Below are 23,729 nucleotides of genomic sequence, written 5' to 3'. Positions count from 1 at the left end.
CCATAAAAAATAAGGCTGTCTCATAAAAATTTCTTATGAGTTCAGCCCCAGGGGTGTTTCAGAATGAGTGAAGTTCAAGGTTTTAAAATTTAGGAGGTTTGGCTAGTACTAACGTACGTGCCAAGTCGACTAAATTTTAAATAACGCAGAAATTCGCCATTCTGAGACGCCCCCTACACTAGATTATATTTTCGGGCCTTAGTTGCCACCGTTTTATGGGTAACACCTAGAGCCTTCCCAGCCGCATTAAAGCTTCCAAACCTTTTAATAGCATGCCTTATTATTTCTCTTTCATAATCCTCCATAGTAGCTAAGTCTCCATTTACCTTCAGATTTATAAGAGAAGAGCTCTGGACACTAGGTCTATTTACATCGTAAAACCTTGAAATCCTTCCCGGTATATCATCTATATCTATAGTATTATCGTCAGACAAAACGATTAATTGCTCAATAATATTTTCTAGTTCTCGTATATTTCCAGGCCAATCATAATTGCAGAGGCACTTTTTCGCTTCCTTAGTAAAAGTTATAGAATGAATCCCAATTTTTTTTGATAATTTATCAATGAAATGATTAATAAGTAGTGGTAAATCCTTTTTACGCTCCCGTAGGGCCGGTAGATATAGTGGAATAACATTTAATCTATAATATAAGTCCTCTCTATACTCTTGTCGCTCTACCATTTCTTCTAGGTTTCTATTTGTAGCCGCTATTATTCTGGCACCTACCTCTATCGTTTGATTTCCACCCACCCTTACAAATTCCTTTTCTTGTAACACCCTTAGTAATTTCACCTGCATATCTAATGGAAGATCTCCAACCTCATCTAGAAATATTGTTCCCTTCCCTGCTTGCTCAAACTTACCAATCTTCCTTTTAACTGCACCTGTAAAAGAACCCTGCTCGTGGCCAAACAATTCTGACTCAAGTAAGTTTGAAGGTATCGCCCCACAATTTATAGTTATAAAGGGCTCACCCCACCTCTTACTGTTTTTATGAATCGCTTTAGCAATCAGTTCCTTTCCAGTGCCGCTCTCGCCTCTTACAAGTACAGTGGAAGAGGTTTTTGAAGCCTTCTGAGCTCTATACATGACCTTCTTAAAGACTTCACTCTCCCCAATAATGTCATTAAAAGCGCCATCAAACTTATATTGTCTTTCCTTGTCTGAAACTACTCTATTAGTCGATATTTTTATCATGTTGCCCTTAGTATCGGCATGGCATTTTGAGTACATTGCAATCACACCGAAAAAGCTTTTATTTTGATCTATCACTGTGGTCGATGCAGAGATCTGGCTGTTACCATTGAAGTACTTTAGCTTCCCTCTGACAGCCCTTTTTTCCCTAAACGAGGTCAGAATAATATCGTCATTCTGAGTCATAAAGATGCTTTTTCCAACTAGATCATTTCTATCCACATGAAATATTTTCTCATAAGCGCTATTGACATATTCGACATATCCATATTCGTTAATTATACATATCCCATCACACATATTGCAAAATAAATGAGAATAATTATATTCATGATTATCCATTTTCACAAACTTGGTGGTTTTGCTCATATCATTAATCTTTGCTATTCTCATCTCTCACACACCTTTACATACTTCTTGATGCTACTAAATCAACACCTGTGCCTAAGATATTTTTCACGATGACATCTCCCATCTTGATAGGAGCCACTACTTCTATAGAATTAATAAGCCTCATACATTCAAAATTTAAATCCTTTGGAATAGCTCCATTTGTCTTTACAGGAAGCCTTCTCAAATGAGCATTTTTAATTTTTACCGTAGACGTTATAACCCTAGTTGGATTCGTTAGTTCCTTTATCCCGTATTCAATTCCTCTCTTGCATTTATTACCTGTAACAGAGTAGCCTAAGGGCTCACCATCATCCTTTGTCACAGTAAGGTGGCAACCTATAGGGCATACAATGCAGACCATTTCTTTTTTATCCATTTCTAGGTCCCCTCACTTTCAACATAAATTAATAGCTCTGATACCTTCTTTTCTTTCAATATTTCTGCATCCAAAACTAAATGCTCCATCTCTCCCGGTGCCATATGAGGTCTTTTCAATTTCTTAATTATTCCTTTATCGGACTCTACCACAATCTTAGCACCCACATATATATCCTTAACCCTCATAAATAGGTCCAGCTTATCTTCTAAATTTAAAGTCCTTATTTTATGCGGTACTATATAACTTATACCATTGCCCGGCTTTGTTTCAATTAAAGACCCATCGACTTTGAGCTCTCCCCTTACAAACTTAGCAGCGTTTTTCCCTGCCCTTCTACTCTCTTCCGTAACAAAGTCTACTAAATCGTGGACGTGTACAACATTACCGCATCCAAATATCCCTTCAACCGATGTTTCCATTGATTCATTAACTATCGGACCACCTGTTGTGCCGTCGATTTGGATTCCTACACCCATGGATAGCTCATTCTCTGGTATCAATCCAACTGACAATAGCAAAGTATCACACTCATAATGTTTCTCAGATCCCTTTATTGGCCTTCTATTTTCATCAACCTGAGCAACTAATACACCCTCAATTCTTTCCTTTCCCATTATTTCAACTACCGTATGATTTAATAGTAAAGGAATATCATAGTCATCTAGACACTGAACTATGTTTCTCGTCAGACCTCCTGAATATGGCATTAACTCTGCCACGGCTTTGACCTCGGCACCCTCCAGTGTCATTCGCCTCGCCATAATTAGCCCTATATCCCCAGAACCAAGTATAAACACCTTTCTGCCTACCATATAACCTTCCATATTGATATATCTTTGAGCTGTACCAGCGGTTAAAACCCCTGATGGTCTAGTACCGGGTATATTAATGGCTCCTCTGGTTCTTTCCCTACAGCCCATTGCTAAGATTATTGCCTTTGCACTAATTTTGATAAATCCATCGATTGAATTTACAGCACTCAGTTCTCTATCTTCAGTAATATCTAAAACCATAGTGTCTAATTTATACTCTATTCCCAGTTCAAATAACTCATCTATAAATCTTTCTGCATATTCAGGCCCAGTCAGCTCTTCCTTAAATATATGGAGTCCAAATCCATTGTGGATGCACTGCTGTAAAATCCCACCTAACTCTCTATCTCTTTCAATAACTAGTATGCTGTCTACACCACTGCGCTTGGCTTCGATTGCCGCCGCCAGTCCTGCAGGTCCTCCGCCAACAACTACAATGTCATATTTCATCACCACTTTCACTCCCTTCACTCTTCATTTGACACTGCTACTAATTTGTCAGCATTATATATAATCTTTCCCTTTGTTTCCTTCGTAAGAATATATGAGCCTTCTCCATCCTTATGGATCTCATTTATACTCTTACCTAACTCTCTTGCCAGTATCTCCACAACCCTTGGTCCACAGAAGCCTCCTTGACACCTTCCAGTTCCTGGTCTTACCCTTCTTTTAACTCCATCTACAGTTGTGGCTCCTGCACTTCTATTTATTGCATCGACTATTTCTCTCTCTGTTACGTTTTCACATCTACAGATGATTCTTCCATATCTAGGGTCTTCCTTTATCAGCTTAGCCTTCTCCTGATCACTTAAGATTTCAAAGTGTACAATTCCCTTTCTTCTTGGGTTGAAATCAGTCCTCTCTTCTAAGCCTCCAGCTATTTTCTTAATTAACTCTACAACATACTCTGCAATAGCCGGTGAAGACGATAGGCCGGGAGATTTTATCCCTGCAACATTTATAAAACCCTTTGCATCCTTCAGTTCCTCAATGATAAAATCACCGGTACTCGGTTCTGCTCTGAGCCCTGCAAAGGAGGTAATTATCTTATTAAATGGTATATTTGAAATACTTCTCATAGCTGAGTTCCTTACAAACTGTAACCTTTCAGCCGTCGTACTGAAATCCTCTCTATCCTCTAGATTCTCAGCATCGGGACCAATAATTATATTTCCATGTACCGTAGGAGCCACTAGTACACCCTTGCCCAATTTCGTTGGACATTGGAATACTACAGTATTAACCAGTCCCCCAGCGCTCTTATCAAGTATATAGTATTGCCCTCTTCTCGGTGTTATCTTAAAATATGGTGATGCCACCATGTTGCTTATCCTATCCGCATATACACCTGCACAGTTGACAATGTATCTGCAAAGGATTTCCTGATCCTTAGTAATAATTCTGTATTGATCTTTTTCCTTCCTTATATCAATTACTTCACAGTTTAATAATAACTCTGCTCCATTATCTACAGCATTTTCAGCAAGGGCTATGGCTAGCTCCCATGGTCCCACAATCCCACAGGTAGGCGCATACAGAGCACCTGCAACCATATCACTAATATTAGGTTCCTTATCCTTAACTCCCTTGGAATCTAAAATTTCCATCCCTGGTATTCCTAGCTTTACACCATTCTTGTAAAGCCCCTTAATCGTTTCTAGATCATCCTTATCAAATCCCACAACCAGCGATCCAATTCTCTTTAGAGGCACATCAAGCTCCTCACAGATTTTATCAAACATAGGGTTTCCTAAGGCATTAAATTTTCCTTTATTCGTACCAAATTTCGCATCGTAACCTGCATGGACTATGGCACTATTAGCTTTAGTTGTTCCATTTGATACATCATTCTCTTTATCAATTAGAGCTATATCCAGTTTAAATCTGGATAACTCCCTCGCTATAAAAGTACCCATAACCCCAGCACCAATTATAGCCACATCATACATTACTATCCCACCTTTTTTAGTTGGAATCTCCCTTAACTTCATAAACTGTCAATTAGCAGTCAAACAAAAAAGCCGTACTTAGCTAATCCTATCTTCCCATAGGATTAACTAGTACGGCTCTCCAAGTCTCATGCCTATTTATTCAGTTCTTAACACGGATTATTCATGGAAAGTTTGAAATGGTGCAAGTAATTTTGATTTCTAAGACTTTCGTCAAGTTCGAAGGCCTACCCATACGGTACGTCGAGAATTTGATGGACGTCTTAGAATCAAAAGGACGCAGCAGAATTTTGAATTTTCTATGAATGATCCGGGTTTAATACTATTATATCATGGAACACTAAAAATGTTATAATGTATACAGAATTTTTTGAATTATTCAGCATCTTCCCACTTGCATGCTCTCTCAACTGCTTTCTTCCATCCTGCATATTTCTTTTCCTTAAGTTCATTCTCCATTGCAGGTTCGAAATGTTTGTCTACGGCCCACTTCTTACCTATCTCTTCCTTGCTATTCCAGAATCCAACTGCTAAACCAGCCAAGTATGCCGCACCAAGTGCTGTAGTCTCTGCAACCACTGGTCTATCTACAGATACCCCAAGTACATCTGATTGGAACTGCATTAAGAAGTTGTTTGCAACTGCTCCACCATCTACATTAAGGGCTTGAAGATCAATCCCGGAATCTTCCTGCATCGCTTCTAGTACGTCCCTAGTCTGATAAGCAATTGACTCAAGTGTCGCTCTAATTATGTGGTTTCTATTTGCTCCACGGGTAAGACCTACTATTGTTCCCCTAGCATACATATCCCAATACGGTGCTCCAAGACCAACAAATGCCGGTACTACGTATACACCATTTGTATCCTCTACTTGAGTTGCAAAGTACTCACTGTCTTTCGCATCATCGATTAATTTTAATTCATCACGAAGCCACTGTACAGATGCACCTGCTACAAATATACTTCCTTCTAATGCATATTCTACCTTGCCATCTACACCCCAAGCGATTGTAGTTAATAATCCATTATTTGAAGGAACCATTTCTTCTCCTGTATTCATAAGCATGAAGCAGCCTGTTCCATAGGTGTTCTTAGCCATACCTGGTTCATAACACGCTTGACCGAATAAAGCTGCCTGTTGGTCTCCTGCTATACCAGCTATAGGAATTTCTGCCCCACCAAAGGTCTTAGGATCAGTGTATCCGTATACTTCACTTGACTGCTTAACCTCAGGAAGCATTGAAGCAGGTATTCCTAATTCCTTAAGGATTTTTTCATCCCACTTAAGCTCCTTGATGTTGTATAGCATAGTTCTAGAAGCATTTGTATAGTCAGTTACAAACTTCTCTCCCCTTGTAAGGTTCCATATTAACCAAGTATCTATATTACCGAATAATAATTCGCCATTTTCAGCCTTTTCCCTTGCTCCCTCAACGTTGTCAAGTATCCACTTAACCTTAGTACCTGAGAAGTAAGCATCAACAACAAGTCCAGTATTTTCTCGAATATAACTTTCAAGTCCACGTTCCTTTAACTCATCACAGATACTTGCAGTTCTTCTACACTGCCATACTATAGCGTTATACACAGGTTTTCCAGTATTTTTATCCCATACTACAGTCGTCTCTCTTTGGTTTGTAATACCAATTGCTGCTATCTCTTCTGGTCTAATACCAGCAGTTTCTAAAACTTCTCTAGCAACTCCACTTTGAGATCCCCATATCTCCATTGGATCATGCTCTACCCAGCCAGCCTTAGGGTAGATTTGAGTAAACTCTTTTTGAGCTACCTTTACTATCTCACCGTCATGATTGAATATGATTGCCCTTGAGCTTGTAGTTCCTTGGTCTAAAGCTAATATGTATTTTTTTTGCACAGTTTTTCCCCCTCCTAATTTTCATTCTTATTATGACTAAAAACAAGGGACTAAATGTCCCAAATTGTAGTACAGTTCTACGCCAATAGAACTTAAGGAACGAAAGTAGGCTCTGAGATTTCCTTTTGAGCGATTTTTATTAACCTTTTTTTCCTTTAAAATCATATAGAAAAAACAGGTTGATATGATGAGCCAAAAGGATTCTCAGTGACTACTTGAGTAAGTTAAACTTTACAAGCGTAGGACTATATATAGAATTCACATAGTAAAGCTTAATTTATACATGTACAAATACTTAGCTTTTTAGAAACTTTGCACATGTATAAATTAATGCCTTTACTTATAATCTCCACAGTTATAACTTATTATTTTAAACTAACCTAAACAAGAAAGTATAAATCCTCCAAGTACTCCACCTAAAATTGCAAATATTGCGTTTACTACTCCCTTTCCTACATCATCGCCGGAAGCCGCCGATGCTACAAATAAACCTGCTCCTGCTGCCCAAGCCATATCTATCCAAGCTGGACCTGACTGTACCATGAAACCTACACCATGGTTTAGGGTCCAAGCAGTACCAACTATAAATCCTGCTGCCATCCAACCACCGATAGGTCCCCAAGCATCACACATTTTTCCCCAACATAATCTAATTAAAAACGGGAATATAAATGCACCTGCGAATGTTGTTATTATAGCGCCACCTGACATCTATCTTCTTCCCCCTTTCCATATATATTCTACATAAATGCTCTAGACTCCTATGCCTCTGCTTCTGCCTTCTTCGCTAAGTATACCTCAAGCTTATAAGCTGCAAATCCACCAGCTATACCGCCTAATATAGCAACACCTAAAGTTGGTAAAGATGCGATACCGGCCGCAGCTCCGCCTTCAAATACTCCTCTCATTGTTCCAGCTACACCTATACCTAGTGCCATATCAACCCAAGCTCCATCATTGTTGTGGATTCCAATAAAGTGATTTAAAAACCACATTGTTCCGATGATTATCAATCCTGCAAACCATCCTCCACCTATACCATATGCCTCTACAAATTTACCCCAAACACTCATTACAAACATACCTGCAATAGCTGTTCCAAGTACAGTACCTAAATGCTTCATTAAGACACCCCCTCCCTTATTTTTTAATAAAAACTCAGAGGCATCGAGCCTCTTCGTTTTGGTCAGATTTTTCTGCGAAAAATGACCTCAATAAAAACAAAGCTATATGATACCTGTTACATATAAAATGTAGCAAGTATCATGCCAACAAAGGAAACACTGAATCCCGTTGGAAATTTTCAGAATTGTGTGTATTTAATCCTTTGTTGTTGATATTTTTTACCAAGAGATCATACTAGCCTATCATGTATTTTGATAAAAAGTATCAACCTAGACTTCTTTAAAGTCTTTACTAAAATCCCTATATAATTAATATGATATCTTGTCCAAGTATATACAACTTTTTTTTTATTATTTTACATATACCATACCTTTTCATTGCTCGATGAGATTGCAACCGCTCCAGCCTTGATACTTAATACAACATCTTCCTTATCCTTTATAAGGCCCCCAGTTATAACCGGTGTCTTAATTTGGGTAGTAATATACTTTGTAGTCTTGTGCATTATTCCAGGCAAAATCTCAACGGCATCAGGTCTTGTAGCTCTAACCGACTTAATACCTGATTCAAGAGACAAAGAATCCAGTAGAAATAACCTTTGAATAGCGAAAATATTCATATCCTTTGCTATCCTTATTAAGTTACTTTTTGTAGTAATTATACCATCGGGCTTAATATTCTTGCTTATATACTTAAGTGCAATAACATCCTTAGAAAATCCGTCCATTAGGTCTAAGTGGATAAATATCAACTTATTATTCTCCTTAACCTTAGATACAGTATTTTTCAAATTAAATATATCCCCGTTCAAAAGAAAAATTACTTCGCTGGGTGACTTAACTGCAAAATCTAATTTACCCAGGTCACTAATTGCACAAATTATTGGATTCTCATGTACTCTTTTATAAAACTCCGATCCCATACAATTCCTCCTAAACAATCAATTTTATAACTAAAGGTATTACCATATAATATGTCTTATGGCCCCTAATTATTATTATAAAATCAAACCGGCCTTGAGCTATCCTATTAACAATCTAAAAAACTAGGCCTTCACTTATTAAGTTAAATGAAAACTGTTTTACATCGAAACAGGAAAATACTCAAAGCCGGCTGATTATATATAATACGATAAACATCTCACATTCTGGAGATTTAACATCCAGAGTTTTTGGGGATGTTAAATCTTCGGAATGTAATAGATTTTTCGTAACTTATATAGCAATACGGTTTAAAGATATATATCTGAAAACTCAACATCTATTTTCTCAACTTTTTCATGCTTTGTACAAGCTATCTCACTATGATATTCATTTGCATCCTCTAAAATTCTAATTGGTAACTCAATTATAAATTCACTACCCTCTCCCTCTATACTCTCTAATCTAATAATTCCGCCATGCATCTCAACAAGAGATTTGACTAGGGCTAATCCAATTCCACTACCTTCACTTTTTCTCATGGTGGATTTATCTACCTGTACAAACCTTTCAAATATTGAATCATGCTTTTCCTTAGGTATTCCTATTCCCGTATCCTTTACAGATATGATCACCCTGTCGTCTTCTTCATCGATATTGACAAATATCTTCCCATCCTTTGGTGTAAACTTTACAGCGTTAGATAGTAGATTTAATATCATTCTTTCTATCTTATCGGGATCACAGGCAATTATCCTTTCATCTATAGAAGACTTAAATATTAGACTTATTTCCTTATCCTTGATGAAATCGCTTACAGATAGGGCTATACTCTCTATTAAATTTACAATATCATGGTTCTGAAATTCTATATTGAAACTCCCTACATCTATCTTGGTAATATCTATAAGGTTTCCTATCAATCTTATTAACCTATAGCAATTTTGCTTAATTATCTTAAGATACTTATTCGCCTTCTCACTTTTATCCTTTTCAAAGCAATCCTGTACAAATAAGGATAAAATTTGTTGAGCACTGAAAATAACATTTAACGGGGTTCTTAGTTCATGGGATAAGTTTGCAAAGAACTCCGTCCTGAGTTTCTCGTACTCAATTTTTTCATTTAAAAAACCCTTCTCTTGCTCATATTTAAGCTTATTCTTAAGAGCATCCATCTCTAGTTCATGTCTCTTGTTAATCTCATCAATCAAAATCTTATTATATCGATATAACTTATCTGACCTACTCTTCAATGAATCCTCAAGATTTTTTTGAGAGTTCTCCAACTCTTGATTTTTTTGGAAAATAATCTTCTTATTTATAAAATCATTTATATAATTTGAAAAGTGAATATTAGCCGTCACAATAGCTAAAACGATCAAGAAAGAAGAATTAATTATGCTACCTACAATTTGGTTAAAGTCATGCTGATAAATAAGCAAACCTGTAACAAAGACAATATAGGAAAAGCTATAGATGATAAAATTGCTGCGGGGATTCATCCTTATAGTAGAGGATATGCAAAATGCCCCTATAATATATGCTGACATCTGCCCATGCATAAACTGAGCATTAATAGACAATAAAGCACACCATACCAACACAGATACAATTACCCCATAACTTAAAGCCTTATCAAATCTTATACTCCTTTTTTTTAATGATCTATTTCTTAAACGAACCAGTACTAAAAAAATTGAGAATACTATCATTATAGCGATATGAAGATAAAACAACCTCTTGTAGGCTGGATTTTGATACCAAAGTCTTTGAAATTTTGTAATATCAAAATATAATAATACTACTCCAATAAAAAATAGGATAGTAACCAATTTTTTCTCAATAATCAAATTAGCCTCTATCTGTTTAACATTTAATTCATGTCTTTCTTCTTCCTTTAGTCTGTAATACTCTACTCCGCATATTTTCTTCACAATTGATGTTGTCATGTTTACAGCCTCCCCAAAACGATACCCCTAGCTAAGATATATGACATTCTCCCCTATTGTCATAACAATTAAAAAATTCTAAATTTTACATATTTTTCTTTCTTATTCTCATTAAGATTTCTACATAAATATGCAATATCCTTTTCATTTCCTTATCTTAACTAAAAAAATTTTTAGCATCGGGACTTATTGACATTGAGCTCCATTCCTTTGCTTATATTTATCATCGACAAATCATCTCAATAAAAAAATAGAGCCATAAGCCCTATTTTTTTGATATTTCATATTCTATTTATCTTTTAATTAAACTAAGTTTAAAATCTTCTTAGCTTCGTCAACAGTTGCTATTTCTCTTCCCATTTCCTTAGCAATTCTTACAACTCTCTTTACAAGCAATTCATTTGTTGCATGGCTTCCATCGGACATTTTTAGTACATCCTCTACTCCCGTTCTAACATGTCCTCCAAGTAGTATAGCCATAGTAATCATTGGAACCTGTGAGTATCCTATACCAGATACAGTCCATGTAGATCCCGGTGGTAAGCTATCCACCATAAACATTAGATTCTTTGGTGTTCCAGGTATAGACCCAGGTACATTCATAACAAGGTTAAAATGCATTGGTCCCTTTAGTATACCCTTCTTAGCAAACTTTACAGCATTGTTGATCATGGCAACATCAAAGGCTTCAATTTCTGGTTTGATATTATTGTCATACATTTTCTCAGCTAAAGCCTTAATTAATCCAGGAGAATTGGCATTAACACTGGTAGCAAAGTTAGAAGACCCCGTTGCAAGGCTGGCCATTTCAACATTTAAATCTAGCATCTGGCCTCTCCAGTCAACAGTATTTTCTCCTCCACGGGCTCCCGTAGAAAGCTGCTTTATAATCCCTATTTTTTCTTCATCTAATCTGTTTACAACCTGCTTAAATAATTCCCTATCACTTGTAGGCATTAACTTCTCATCTCTAACATGGATATGAGCTATGGCAGCCCCAAGGTCATGACATTTTCTTATATCTTCCACAATCTCATCTATGGTTAAGGGTGAATGGGGATTTAACTCTTTAGTAGGCACGTTACCCGTTGGCGCAACGGTGATTATCAGCTTTTCCATCTCACAACTCCCTTTCTATTTTTTCTATTTATTAAGTTCTAAGCTTCCTATAACACTTCTTCACAAGTCTTCTTAATTCCAGCTTCTAATGCATCGAATAATAGATCTATCTCTTCACTAGTAATATTAACCGGTGGTGCAATTAGTAAATGATCTCCTCTAACGCCATCAACTGACCCTCCACCAGGATATATAACTAAACCTTTGTCTAAACAATTAGCCATTACCTTATTCTTCACAGCTACACTAGTATCAAATGGCTCCTTAGTTTCTTGATTCTTAACAAACTCAATACCTATCATGAGACCCTTACCTCTGATCTCACCTACTATTGGATAATCATAAAGCTTTTGAAGCTTCTCTATTAAGTAGTTTCCTTGCTTCTCAGCATTTTCAACGTATCCTTCTCTCTCCATTATCTCGATAACCTTATGAGCTATACCACATGATAATGGGTTACCTGCATATGTGTGTCCATGAACAAAGTGTCCAGAACCTTCAACCATTATAGTATTGAAAATCTTGTCACTAGCTATAGCAGCTCCCATAGGAGTGTATCCACAGCTCATTCCCTTAGCACATGTTACGATATCAGGTACTATATCAAAATGCTCTATAGCAAACTTCTTACCAGTTCTTCCGAAGCCAGCCATTACCTCATCTACAATCAACAGTACATCGTATTTGTCACAAATCTCTCTAACCATTTTAAAGTATATCTTATCAGGATGTACACCAGGAGCAGCGGAACCAACCACAGGTTCAGTGATAAATGCAGCTATATTATCTGGACCCTGTCTGATTATCTCAGCTTCTAAAGCCTCAGCAGCCTTAATACTAGATTCTTCTAAAGTCTCGCATCCCCATGGATTTCTATAGTGATAAAATTGAGGAATCTTAGGGAAGTTTATTAACATTGGATCATATATTTTTCTTCTACCAGTTATACCTGTCATAGAAAGAGAACCCATTGTATTACCATGGAATGAATTCCACTTAGATATAGTCTTCCACTTAGTAGTCTTACTGCCATCTCTCTCAACAAAGTATTGTCTAGCCATCTTTATAGCCGTTTCAGTTGATTCAGAACCACCTGAAACAAAGTACACATGATTTAAATCTCCAGGTGCCCACTCAGCAACCTTCTCAGCACACTTCTCTATAGAGTCAACTGTCCATCTGGAAAGATGAGTGAAAGCTATCCTCTCCATGTGGTCTTTAGTAAACTCAGCTACTTCCTTATTACCATGACCGATATTAGCAACTGCAGAACCAGAGCAACCATCGATATACTTGTTACCATCTTCATCAAACAAGTAGATTCCCTCGCCCTTTTCGATCTTTGGATAATTCCAATTTTGGTTTCTGTAAAATACATGATTCTTAGGAGCTTTGTTTAAACTCATCTTTTATTCCCCCATTCTCATCTCAACATTTTTTTAAATTGAGCAAATTGCATAATTACACTCTGAAAAAGTCTACTACTAAATATAGTCTTAAAAGCCCTAGAGCCATACCATATTTATTATGCAATTCTGCCAAGTTAGAATTACGCAATTGTATCAATTCATAAAACTAAAAAATCCAGCACAAATACGAAGTCCCACTTAGGGTATTCATACTGTACTGGATTTTATTCACTAAGTAATGTCTGGTTAGAGCACCACTGCAAATAAAGCAGTAAACCATTTCAATATTTAATTTCATCTTATATCTTGATTCTACATCAACTTTATAAAGTTTGCAAGACTATTTTTTCAATTCAAAAAGTTTTTGTTAAAACACTATCATTTCACAAACTTATTTATCGCATCATTCAAACTATCCAACACTTCCCTATCATCATTCTCTATGGCATGTATTATACAGTGATTAATATGATCCTGCAAAATAAGCTTCCCAACATTGTTCAGTGCTGACCTAACAGCAGCTATCTGTATAAGTATCTCACTACATTCCTTTCCTTCCTCAGCCATTCTCTTAATTGCCTTCGTATGACCTTCAATCCGAGCTAACCTATTTATAATCTTTTTTTCCTGGGGATGAAAATGATGGTTCAACTTTATCATTCCTCCTCGTTTATTTTTAAAAGCACCCTACATATATGCAACTACAAAATTTGTATCCTCTAAGCATGGTGACCCTTTATACAAGCAACATAATGATCATTGGAAACTTCCTTTAATATTACTTCTGAATCACTACAGCAATCCTCTTTGCAAACACATCTATCAATAAATGCGCAACATTTCGTTTTTATATAATTATTTACTTCACCATCCTTAATCTTCTTTTCTCTCTCCTGTAAAAATCCCTTTAAATTCGATACCACACCTACTAATGCTTTAGTATATGGGTGGACAGGGTTAAATATGACTTCATTTTTACTACCTATCTCAACTATCTTCCCCTTATACATAACTGCTATCCTATCACACATATAGGCAGCAGTAGTCAAATCATGGGTAATAAATATCATTGTTAGGCCATACTTTTCCTTTAAGGATAATAGAATATTCAATATCCCTGCTCTAACTGACACATCCAACATAGAAGTAGGTTCATCAGCCACAATAAACTCTGGGTCTAAAATCAATGCCCTTGCTATGGCAACTCTCTGTCTCTGACCTCCACTTAATTCATGGGGATACCTATGGAGATATTGTTCTGCCGGTTTTAGATCTATATCATTTAGCAAATCAATGATTTTCTTCTTAATCCTTTCCTTGTCCTTTATAACCTTATTTATCACTAGTGGTTCACTTATTATTTCAAATATTGTCATTCTAGGGTTTAAATATTCATAGGGGTCTTGAAAAATTATCTGTATCTTTTTTCTAATCTCTTTTAACTCCCTACCCTTTAGCTTCGAAAGATTAGTATTGTCAAAATAAATATCTCCTCCATCGGGCTCTAATAAACGTAGAATCAACCTCGCCGTAGTCGTCTTCCCACAGCCACTTTCGCCGATTAAACCTAGGATTTCACCCTTCTTGATTTGAAAGCTTACATTATCAACTGCATAAACCTTATTATTTTCTTTTTTGAATTTGCTCATAATACCCTTACTAGAAAAGCTCTTTTCCAGATTATTAACCGAAATTAGCACATCATCTTTTTTAACCATCACTTACCCTCCAAAAAACATGCTACCAAATGATTTTCACTTACTTCCGTATAATAAGGTTCAGAAACTCTACATTCTTCCATGCAGTGATCACATCTAGTATAGAACCTGCACTGCTGTGGAGGTGACACTAAACTTGGTACAAAGCCCGGGATAGGCTTGCACTTTTTATCATAATCCTCTAGTTGAATCTGTGAGTTGAGTAAAGCCTTTGTATATGGATGTCTAGGATTATTCATTATTTCTTCCGTAGAACCTATCTCCACTAATTTACCAGCGTACATAATGCCTATCCTTTCACATATTGATGTTACCATCAAAAGATCGTGGGATATCAGTATTATCGAAAGACCTCTATCTCTTTGTAGATTCTTCAATAGACCTAGTATCTGTGCCTGTATCAAAACATCCAAGCCAGTAGTCGACTCATCGGATATGATCACCTTGGGATCACATGCCAAAGCCATGGCTATTATAACCCTTTGCTTCATCCCTCCACTTAACTTGTGAGGATAGCTATCATACCACTTTTCGTCTATGCCAACGGATTGTAACAATTGCTTAGTCTTCTCTATAGCTTCTTTATTACTTATATTTTCATGCCGCAATATGGCTTCCTTTATTTGCTTCCCTATCTTATAAACTGGATTCAAGGCATTCATAGCACTTTGAGGTATCAATGCTATGTCCTTCCAGCGAATCTTCATGATCTCCTTTTCCTTTAGCTTTATCAAATCCTTGTCATCTATTTTTACCCTGCCACCAACTACCTTCCCCGGAGGTTGAATCACATTTAGCAGAGACAATGCAACCGTTGACTTTCCACATCCTGACTCACCTATTAGTCCAAGCATCTCACCCTTCATCAGCTTAAAACTAACTCCATCGACGGCCTTTACCTGCCCTTCCTTTGTATTATAGAATGTTTGTAGGTTTTCAACCTCTAAGTTTACTGGTATAGACATATCAAGACCTCCTTAGCCGTGGATTAACAATCTCTTCTAATGAGTTTCCTGTATATGCAAAGCTTATAACTAGGAATGTAATCAATAGTCCCGGCGGTAATATCCACCATATCCATGCCTCATTTAAAAACGCTCCCCTTGCCTGTGCATAGTAAAGTATTATGCCCCAGCTCTTCTTAGTGGGATCTCCCATTCCTAGGAAGCTTAGAGAAGCCTCAACCAAAATCGAATGACTGGCAACTAATATAAATTGAGAGATAATTATTGACATCGTCGGCGGTAATATGTGCTTTATCATAGTATAGACATGCCCACCACCTGCAACCTTCACCGACTCTATATATCCCTTCGTTTTTGTAGTTAACACCTGTGCCCTAATTACCCTAGCAGGCCTAGCCCATGAGAGTACTCCAATTACCATGATTATATTCCAAAAGCTTGGTCCTAAAAAAGCGGCCAGCAAGATCATCAAAGGTAGCATCGGTAAAACTAGTGTCAAATCAACTACCCTCATTAAAAGGATATCTACCTTACCTCCAAAATAACCAGAAACTATGCCTATTGTAGAGCCAATGATAATTGCTACTATGGCTGATAATAGTCCTATTAGTAATGAAATTCTTGTACCATAAATAATTTCACTGAATATGTCTTGGCCTATATCGTTAGTTCCCAAAAGATGTACAGAACTTGGTTTAAGGAAGGATTCCGCAACCCGTTCATAGGGATTAAATGGGGCAATTATTGGAGCAAACAATGCCATCAAGATAAATATAATCATAATTGCAAATCCGATTCTTCCTAACCTGCTATTTATAAACATCTTCCATGTGCTAATCTTCTTTTTCATTATCAAACCACCTTCGGATCAAATAATGGATAAATCATATCGGCTATAAAGTTTGCTAATATAACACTTATAGTTATTATTAAAAAGCCTGCCTGTAATACAGGATAATCTCTGTTTATTACTGCCTCAAACATCATTCTACCTATGCCGGGATATGAAAATACAGTTTCCACCACCGTCGCTCCTCCAACCATATAACCAAGGTTAAGCATAACTATTGTAACAACGGGAATCAGAGCATTTCGCATCGCATGCTTATACTTTATAGTCCCTTCATCCAGTCCCTTAACCTTTGCCATAAAGATGTAGTCTTCACCTAAAACATCTATCATTGAGTAGCGCATCGTCAGGAAAATTGAACTTATAGACAAAAATACTAGAGTAGTAACTGGGAGCACCAAGTGTTTTGCTATATCAATGATTCTTGCTAATCCCGTATAATTACCCCACATTGTATATGCTCCGTATATGGGCAATACACCAAGCTGTGCTCCAAATATAGAAACTAATATCATCCCTATCCAAAATGAGGGCATCGATTTTAAAAAGGCAAAGACATTTATTAAAGCAATATCCTGTTTCGAACCCCTCTTCCATGCCGCAATAGTACCGAGTGTAATTCCTAATATAGTAGTTATAATCAAATTTAGTCCAGTCAAAATCAAGGTCCATGGAAGTCTACTTTTAATGATATCCATCACGGGCATTTTTTGTTGATAGGAGTATCCAATATCCCCCTTTAATAGCGATCTAATATACATAAAATATTGCTCATGCACTGGCTTATCCAATCCATGCTTTTCAAGTATTAACTCCTTTTCCTCGGTAGTCATTAATATAACATCTTCTCCCCCCAGGAAGCGCAGAGGGCTTCCTGGCATTAACCTTGGGAGGAAAAAGTTAAGTGTTATGGTAAATACGATAAGTAGTAAATACTGAGACATCTTTGCTGAGTAGAATTTAAACATATACAAAACCTGCCTTTATATACTAGATTCTATTCCTTGCTGCCTTTTTTCCTAAAGAAGAAGGCAACTACCGCAATGATTAGAACTATAATTACCCATGAATAGGAAGCTTGTGTTTCAGTAGTTTCTTGAGGCGCCGGAGTATCTTTTTCTTCTTTCTCACTCTTTTCCTCTTTAGCAGGTTCTTCCTTCTTCTCTTCTTCCTTTACCTCAGCAGCTTTCTCTTCCTTATCTTCTACAGAGACAAAGGATAATTTGTTTATGATCCCTTTACCAGCTATAAAAGTCCATCCATCATAGGCCTCTTGGTTATAGGCAAATACTATTTCAGGATAATATAAAGGTATAAATGGATAATCCTCGCTAACAACTTTTTGCATTTTATTTAAAATCTCTTGTCTTGCTTCAGGCTCAAACTCTTCATCGAGCTTATCTGCTTCAGCATCAAACTCAGGATTACTATATGCTCCAATATTAAGGGTTCCCTTGTCGGTACTCGAATGGTAAAGCTCCACCAATCTAGCTGGGAATATCTGAATCGAAGGTGACCAACCCCACATGGACATATCATAATCTCTACCCTTAGATACATCAAATCCCGGCCAAACTAAGGAGTCCACCGTATTCATATCCATGGCCTTTAGATTTATTTTCACACCAATTTCCTTAGACCATGATTGGATTAACTCAGCTATTCTAATCCTAAGGGGATTATTTGCATATACCAATAGATCTAACTCAATCTTCTCTCCCTTGTCATCTTCCCTATATCCGTCATTATCAAGGTCTTTGAAGTTCAAATTATCAAGTATAGCCTTGGCCTCATCTAAATTCTGAACATGCTCCGGTAGGTTAGGATTAAATCCCGATGATGATGGATGTAAAAATCCATTGCTGCCCGGTGTACCATAGCCTAATAATACAGTATCAATAATATTTTCCTTATCTATAGCTAGGGCAATGGCCTTTCTAAATTCCTTTATATTTAGTGGTGCAGCTTCATTGTTAAATTGAAGTAGGGTTGTGGAATAACCGGGACCCTTATCGAGCTTGATTGATTTAGCTCCATCAAATATCTTAACAAGCTCTGGAGGCAGCCCATTAGTTACAGCATCAATATCCTTAGCCTTTAGGGCCGTAAATAGAGATGTAGTATCCTTAATTATTGGTAGAATTAATTCTTTAACCGTTACAATTCCCATAAAGTAATTATCATTTGCCTTGAATTTATAGAATTGACCTGGAATATACTCCTCTAACATATATGGTCCAGTACCAATCTTTTCACTGGCTTCATCGGGTTTGTCGATTCCATCCCAAATGTGTTTAGGCATTATAGGTAGGTCTGCAATAGGTTGTATCAAGAAATATGGCTGAACTGAGCTAAGTGCAAATTTTAAAGTGTACTTGTCAACAACCTCAATCTTTTCTATTGCCTTAGATGGCCTTGTAAATCTTGACTTGGGATACTTCATAATATAGTCATATGTAAATTTAACGTCCTCAGCAGTAAAGGGTGTTCCGTCATGCCATGTTACATTTTCATGCAGCTTAAAGGTATATACTAATTTATCTTCACTTAGGGTATATTCCTTTACCAATAGAGGCTGAGGCACATTGTTTTCATCTAATTGAAATAGACAGTCGTACACTAAGTTCATTAGATCATGGCCCGGTGAACCCGTCACATAGCTGTAGGGCGTTAATGTACTTTCATCACTGTGTAGACCAATCTTTAACTGATCCTTCACTTCAGCTAAGCCCGTTACGGCCATAAGATTAATGATTAAGATTACACCAAGGAGTAAGGAAAAAGCTCTTATAGTTCTTTTCATTTAAATTCCCTCCTTTTTTCATAAAAACTCTGCAAAACAAGGTGATATCCTAGGGCACATTAGTATTACGCTTTTTACTAATGCACCCCCTATCACATTTATTAGCAGAGTCCTTTATTATAAACAAATTAATCTAATTCATAAAACTCAAATTTACCTTCAAACCTATATGCTTCAGCCAATGCAAAGTGTCCATGACCGCATACTCCATGATACATATGTAGCGCCTTATCAATTTCTCTATGGACATAACGTCCCTTCTCATAATATGTTTCTAGGTCTTTAAAACCAGGAACTATGGCATCTAGCTCATCATCATTAAGCCCATGCTCAAAGTGTCGACCACTGAATTCCATTTGACTCTCTAGAACATCCATAGCCTTATCCTTTAAATCCCATACAGAAGCAATGTTTAAAATGCAATTTGGATTTTCAGGCGACATGTAATAAATCTTAGGAATTGGATGTGGTTCTAGCTCTGGCATATCTTCTAATGCAAACCTTCTTGAAGCAAGGGCAATAACCTCAAGTAATAAGAGCATTGCAGGACGTCTATCGGGATCAAGGTCATGGTAGCTGTGCTCAGGATCTTGAGTAATTATTACGTCGGGCTTTACTTCCCTTATTACCCTAATGAGTTCTACCTTTTTCTCGCGACTAAGGTCTACCGTTCCCGCCTCAAAGTTATTGAAATAAACCTTTTTAAGACCCAATATTTCCCCTGCCTTTTCTACCTGTTCCCGGCTTTTCTCGCTTGAAAGCATTATAGAAGCATAGGATTCTCCCCCATTTTTTACATTGATTGCTAATGCTCCCCCACACTCAACTGCCTCCATACCATAAACACCTAGTAACAACATTTTCTTAGCTTTAGACATCTCTATTCCCCCTTAAAACTATTTTAAAATTAATAATTAATACTTATTAACCTAATCCCTTCCCTACCCAAGGGTTTTATTAATTAAAAAGACAATCCCTTTAGTGATTTATATAAGTATATTTAAGCTTTTCCTAAATATTCTATAAGAATTTATTTTTATGCATCATATAGTATATTAATAATTTTATACGCAGCTACTCCAACTAATCTAAGCAAAATTTCATAATTATATTTTTCAATATTTGAAATCCGATTTCCAAGCTCTTGTAACTTATATATTCGTTGTAGCCATGTATCCCCGAAAGCGAATTATTAATATCCATTGGAAAATATCCATAGGTAACCTTCCCCTGCTCTCTAAAAAGTCTATTATCACTATATCCAGGTGTTATATATGGGATCACCTTCGCTTCCGGCAAATACTTTGAAGTCTCATTCTCTATGATTTTATACAGTCCTGTATCAGTGTTAGATAAATAAGCTGGAACATCTTTAATCAGATTATTATCCGATAGCTCGATATCGTACATATTTCTTACTGCATCTATAATTGAGACCTTTTTAATCTCAGGAAGATAATCTATCTCTAAAATAGATTTTTCTTCCTGCATATATATAGATACTGAGTTAGAAAATATATCTTCGTAATCTATTCTTCTTGAGTGATTCACAGTAGATTTTTGATATAGACTATCAAACAGCCTATAACTATCTGATAGATTTTTCGATCCCTCGATCAACTCCTTATCTAATCTACCTACAATTCTTTTCTTATCCATAAGTAATTTCCGACCATCATCCTCTAAAAGGCAGTATCTTAGTTTTCCTCTCTCGCCATACTGACAAAGATAATACAGACCTTCATCAACCTTTATAGGAAAGCCACCACCTTCACTCAAAACATATCCACTTTCCTTAATCAGGTGATGATTAGAAAGCAAGTATTTACTCCCAAAGTGGCCTCCACTTTCTTCATCTGCAGTACCTGCAAATACTATACCCCTTTCGAGAATTATGTTATTGGTTTTAAGATAAACTAATATCCCCATACATAACGCCACTAACCCTTTACAATCAATTGCTCCCCTTCCAAAGACTCTACCCTCATATTCCGTTCCTCTCCTAGGGTCCATAAACCAGTCTTCTAGATTTCCATAGTAACATGTATCTAAGTGGGATAGCAGCAATAGGTTCCTTTTCTCCTTGTTTCTACCGGGTATATATCCTATAACACTACCCTTGCCCGTTATCGGTTCTATAATCTCCGACCAGATATTATACTCATCAAGTTTCTTCTTTATATAGATAGCTGCCTCAGTTTCATTATTTTTCTTTGTTCTCGTATCAATAGATAATAGATCAACCAGTGTTTTAATAATATACTTAATCATTTGACCATCCTATTTAACTACATATTTTTCGCTTTAGAGTAACTATATGTTAACAGTCTTGCTGAATTCACTACAACTAATATAGACGCTGCGTTATGAACTATTGCAGCCATTATTGGGTTTAAAAACCCTACTCCAGAAAGATATATCCCAACCACATTTACCAATACCGCAAAGAACCAAATATTCTGCTTTATAATCGTATATGTCCTTCTACTCAAGCCTAATGTTTCTGGTATCATCTCTAAGCTATCTGCCATCAATGCAATATCAGCAGCTTCGATGGCAACATCGGTACCTATAGCTCCCATAGCTATACCAACATCGGCTAAGGCAAGTGCTGGAGCATCATTTACACCATCTCCTACCATTGCAACTACTTCACCCTCACTTTGTAGCTTCTTAGTTATATTAAGCTTCTCATTAGGCAATAGATTTGCATGATATTCTGTAATCCCAACCTGTTCGGCTATAGATCTTGCCGTTACCTCATTATCTCCAGTTAACATCAATATTCTCTTGATTCCAGTTTTCTTAATCTCCGCTATTGTATCAGCCATATTACTCCTAACGGTGTCAGCTATTGCAATCCCACCAACGGCAGTGTTGTTCTTTATAACAAGCAATGCAGTTCTACCCTTATTCTCTTGGTCCTCTAAGTATTTAGTTATTACCTCATCTACTTCAAACTCTGGGTCCTTTAGCACCTTTGCATTAGAAACCTCTATATCCCCATCATCAAACTTTACCCTTATACCCTTACCAAAGAGAATTTGGAAGCTCTCTGAATCTGGGATCTCATCTATTCCCTTTGACTCAGCATACTCTAAGACTGCCCTTGCAATAGGATGCTGTGAATTCTTTTCAGCTATGGCGGCAAGCCTTAGAACTTCCTCATCAGTCGATGAATCAAAGCTTGTTAAGTTAACTAAGACCGGTTTTCCCTCGGTTATTGTACCTGTCTTATCTAAACATAGGGTAGTTATTTTAGCTGACTTTTCAATTGTTACTCCGCCCTTGATCAAAATCCCCTTTTTAGCTGCATTACCTACACTGGCTACTACGGCCGTAGGTGTTGCTAACACCAATGCACAAGGACAAGCAATAACTAGTATTGTCATAACCCTCATCAAATCATAGGTTAAGAACCATACTACTGCACAAATAACTAAAATAATTGGTACAAAATACTTTGCAAACTTATCTGCGGCCTTTTGAGCCTCACCCTTATTGTTTTGAGCCTGATGCACGGTTCTAATAATCTTTCCAAGTACCGTATCACTACCGATCTTCTCAGTCTCAATCTCTAGTACACCATTTTCATTGAAGGTACCTACAAATACTTGATCTCCAATCGTCTTATCTACGGGCATTGATTCCCCCGTAATCGATGATTCATTTATGGCCGCCTGACCTGAGATGATTACACCATCAACGGGTATTCTTTCCCCAGGCTTTACTAATACTAAATCTCCCTCTTCTGTCTCACTAATAGGATACTCTTCATACTTTCCATTAATCTTTATCCTTACAGTATCCGGAACTAGCTTTATAAGCTCTTTGACAGCATTTCTAGTTTTATCTAAGGTTACTTCCTCTAAGAACTCCCCAAAGATCATCATGAAGGCTACTATAGCACCGGCTAAATATTCACCAACATAGGTTGTTCCAATTAGCGCCATAACAACTAATATCCCTGCCGTTACCTTCTTTAAATGAACTACCGCTTCTACAGTTGACTTTGTAACAAATACTCCCGCAATTATCAGTGGGATTATTGAAAAGTTAAATGGCAGAACCTCCCAAAGATATTCAAATATAATTGCAAGTAGTATAAGTACTGCAATTACACCGGGAAATATAAACTTCTTGTATTTCTTTAACATAGGGTGTCCAGCAAAGAATCCCTGCTTCTTGTTTAGCTCTTTCAACGTTCTATTACCCATTCTATACCTCCTTATGGATTACTGATTAATATCACATGATATTCTAC

The 23,729-nt window shown here is 36.8% G+C and carries 20 protein-coding genes; all 20 read right to left on the bottom strand.

Going from position 1 to position 23,729, the window contains the following annotated elements; all coding sequences use genetic code 11:
- Positions 1-173 precede the first annotated feature (173 nt).
- Positions 174-1,589, bottom strand: a complete 1,416-nt coding sequence (locus R9X47_RS29035) for a sigma-54 interaction domain-containing protein (RefSeq protein ID WP_432664551.1) — start codon at positions 1,587-1,589, stop codon at positions 174-176.
- 13 nt (positions 1,590-1,602) lie between these two features.
- Positions 1,603-1,965, bottom strand: a complete 363-nt coding sequence (locus tag R9X47_RS29030; protein ID WP_432664550.1) for a DUF1667 domain-containing protein — start codon at positions 1,963-1,965, stop codon at positions 1,603-1,605.
- Positions 1,966-1,967: 2 nt separating this feature from the next.
- Complete coding sequence (locus tag R9X47_RS29025) at positions 1,968-3,230, bottom strand: NAD(P)/FAD-dependent oxidoreductase (RefSeq protein WP_432667709.1); 1,263 nt, start codon at positions 3,228-3,230, stop codon at positions 1,968-1,970.
- 17 nt (positions 3,231-3,247) lie between these two features.
- Positions 3,248-4,729, bottom strand: a complete 1,482-nt coding sequence (locus R9X47_RS29020) for an NAD(P)/FAD-dependent oxidoreductase (protein ID WP_432664549.1) — start codon at positions 4,727-4,729, stop codon at positions 3,248-3,250.
- Positions 4,730-5,104: 375 nt separating this feature from the next.
- The gene (gene glpK, locus R9X47_RS29015) at positions 5,105-6,607 is read right to left on the bottom strand and encodes a glycerol kinase GlpK (RefSeq protein ID WP_432664548.1); all 1,503 of its coding nucleotides are present in this window, start codon (positions 6,605-6,607) and stop codon (positions 5,105-5,107) included.
- Positions 6,608-6,982: 375 nt separating this feature from the next.
- Positions 6,983-7,318 carry a Lin0368 family putative glycerol transporter subunit gene (locus tag R9X47_RS29010; protein ID WP_432664547.1) on the bottom strand — a complete coding sequence of 112 codons (336 nt, stop codon included), beginning with the start codon at positions 7,316-7,318 and terminating at the stop codon, positions 6,983-6,985.
- A 50-nt stretch (positions 7,319-7,368) separates the two neighbouring features.
- On the bottom strand, positions 7,369-7,731 hold the full coding sequence (locus R9X47_RS29005) for a Lin0368 family putative glycerol transporter subunit (RefSeq protein ID WP_432664546.1): 363 nt from the start codon (positions 7,729-7,731) through the stop codon (positions 7,369-7,371).
- Positions 7,732-8,087: 356 nt separating this feature from the next.
- Positions 8,088-8,654, bottom strand: coding sequence for a glycerol-3-phosphate responsive antiterminator (locus R9X47_RS29000; RefSeq protein WP_432664545.1), 567 nt, complete (start codon positions 8,652-8,654; stop codon positions 8,088-8,090).
- A gap of 309 nt (positions 8,655-8,963) precedes the next feature.
- On the bottom strand, positions 8,964-10,601 hold the full coding sequence (locus R9X47_RS28995) for a sensor histidine kinase (RefSeq protein WP_432664544.1): 1,638 nt from the start codon (positions 10,599-10,601) through the stop codon (positions 8,964-8,966).
- 303 nt (positions 10,602-10,904) lie between these two features.
- Positions 10,905-11,720: a 3-keto-5-aminohexanoate cleavage protein gene (locus R9X47_RS28990; RefSeq protein ID WP_432664543.1), complete on the bottom strand. Its 816-nt coding sequence runs from the start codon at positions 11,718-11,720 to the stop codon at positions 10,905-10,907.
- Between the two features lie 47 nt (positions 11,721-11,767).
- A complete protein-coding gene (locus tag R9X47_RS28985; RefSeq protein ID WP_432664542.1) occupies positions 11,768-13,126 on the bottom strand; it encodes an aspartate aminotransferase family protein in 1,359 nt (452 codons plus the stop codon).
- Positions 13,127-13,507: 381 nt separating this feature from the next.
- Positions 13,508-13,789 carry a metal-sensing transcriptional repressor gene (locus tag R9X47_RS28980; protein WP_432664541.1) on the bottom strand — a complete coding sequence of 94 codons (282 nt, stop codon included), beginning with the start codon at positions 13,787-13,789 and terminating at the stop codon, positions 13,508-13,510.
- A 59-nt stretch (positions 13,790-13,848) separates the two neighbouring features.
- Entirely contained in the window at positions 13,849-14,847 is a 999-nt protein-coding gene (locus R9X47_RS28975; protein ID WP_432664540.1) for an ABC transporter ATP-binding protein, read from the bottom strand.
- Positions 14,847-15,812 carry an ABC transporter ATP-binding protein gene (locus tag R9X47_RS28970; protein ID WP_432664539.1) on the bottom strand — a complete coding sequence of 322 codons (966 nt, stop codon included), beginning with the start codon at positions 15,810-15,812 and terminating at the stop codon, positions 14,847-14,849. The genes R9X47_RS28975 and R9X47_RS28970 overlap by 1 nt, the downstream gene beginning before the upstream one ends.
- Before the next feature lies 1 nt (position 15,813).
- Positions 15,814-16,662, bottom strand: a complete 849-nt coding sequence (locus tag R9X47_RS28965) for an ABC transporter permease (RefSeq protein ID WP_432664538.1) — start codon at positions 16,660-16,662, stop codon at positions 15,814-15,816.
- A gap of 2 nt (positions 16,663-16,664) precedes the next feature.
- Positions 16,665-17,630, bottom strand: a complete 966-nt coding sequence (locus tag R9X47_RS28960) for an ABC transporter permease (RefSeq protein ID WP_432664537.1) — start codon at positions 17,628-17,630, stop codon at positions 16,665-16,667.
- 29 nt (positions 17,631-17,659) lie between these two features.
- Positions 17,660-19,465: an ABC transporter substrate-binding protein gene (locus R9X47_RS28955; protein WP_432664536.1), complete on the bottom strand. Its 1,806-nt coding sequence runs from the start codon at positions 19,463-19,465 to the stop codon at positions 17,660-17,662.
- A 128-nt stretch (positions 19,466-19,593) separates the two neighbouring features.
- Positions 19,594-20,343: a PIG-L deacetylase family protein gene (locus R9X47_RS28950; RefSeq protein ID WP_432664535.1), complete on the bottom strand. Its 750-nt coding sequence runs from the start codon at positions 20,341-20,343 to the stop codon at positions 19,594-19,596.
- A gap of 205 nt (positions 20,344-20,548) precedes the next feature.
- The gene (locus R9X47_RS28945; RefSeq protein ID WP_432664534.1) at positions 20,549-21,736 is read right to left on the bottom strand and encodes a M20/M25/M40 family metallo-hydrolase; all 1,188 of its coding nucleotides are present in this window, start codon (positions 21,734-21,736) and stop codon (positions 20,549-20,551) included.
- A 17-nt stretch (positions 21,737-21,753) separates the two neighbouring features.
- Positions 21,754-23,682, bottom strand: a complete 1,929-nt coding sequence (locus R9X47_RS28940) for a heavy metal translocating P-type ATPase (protein WP_432664533.1) — start codon at positions 23,680-23,682, stop codon at positions 21,754-21,756.
- Positions 23,683-23,729: the final 47 nt, after the last annotated feature.

Origin of the sequence: Wukongibacter baidiensis (assembly GCF_050888315.1) — a bacterium.
Taxonomy (GTDB): Bacteria; Bacillota; Clostridia; order Peptostreptococcales; family Caminicellaceae; genus Wukongibacter; species Wukongibacter baidiensis.
The sequence above is the reverse complement of the archived record's forward strand: the minus strand, read 5'-3'. Positions and strand labels throughout refer to the sequence as shown.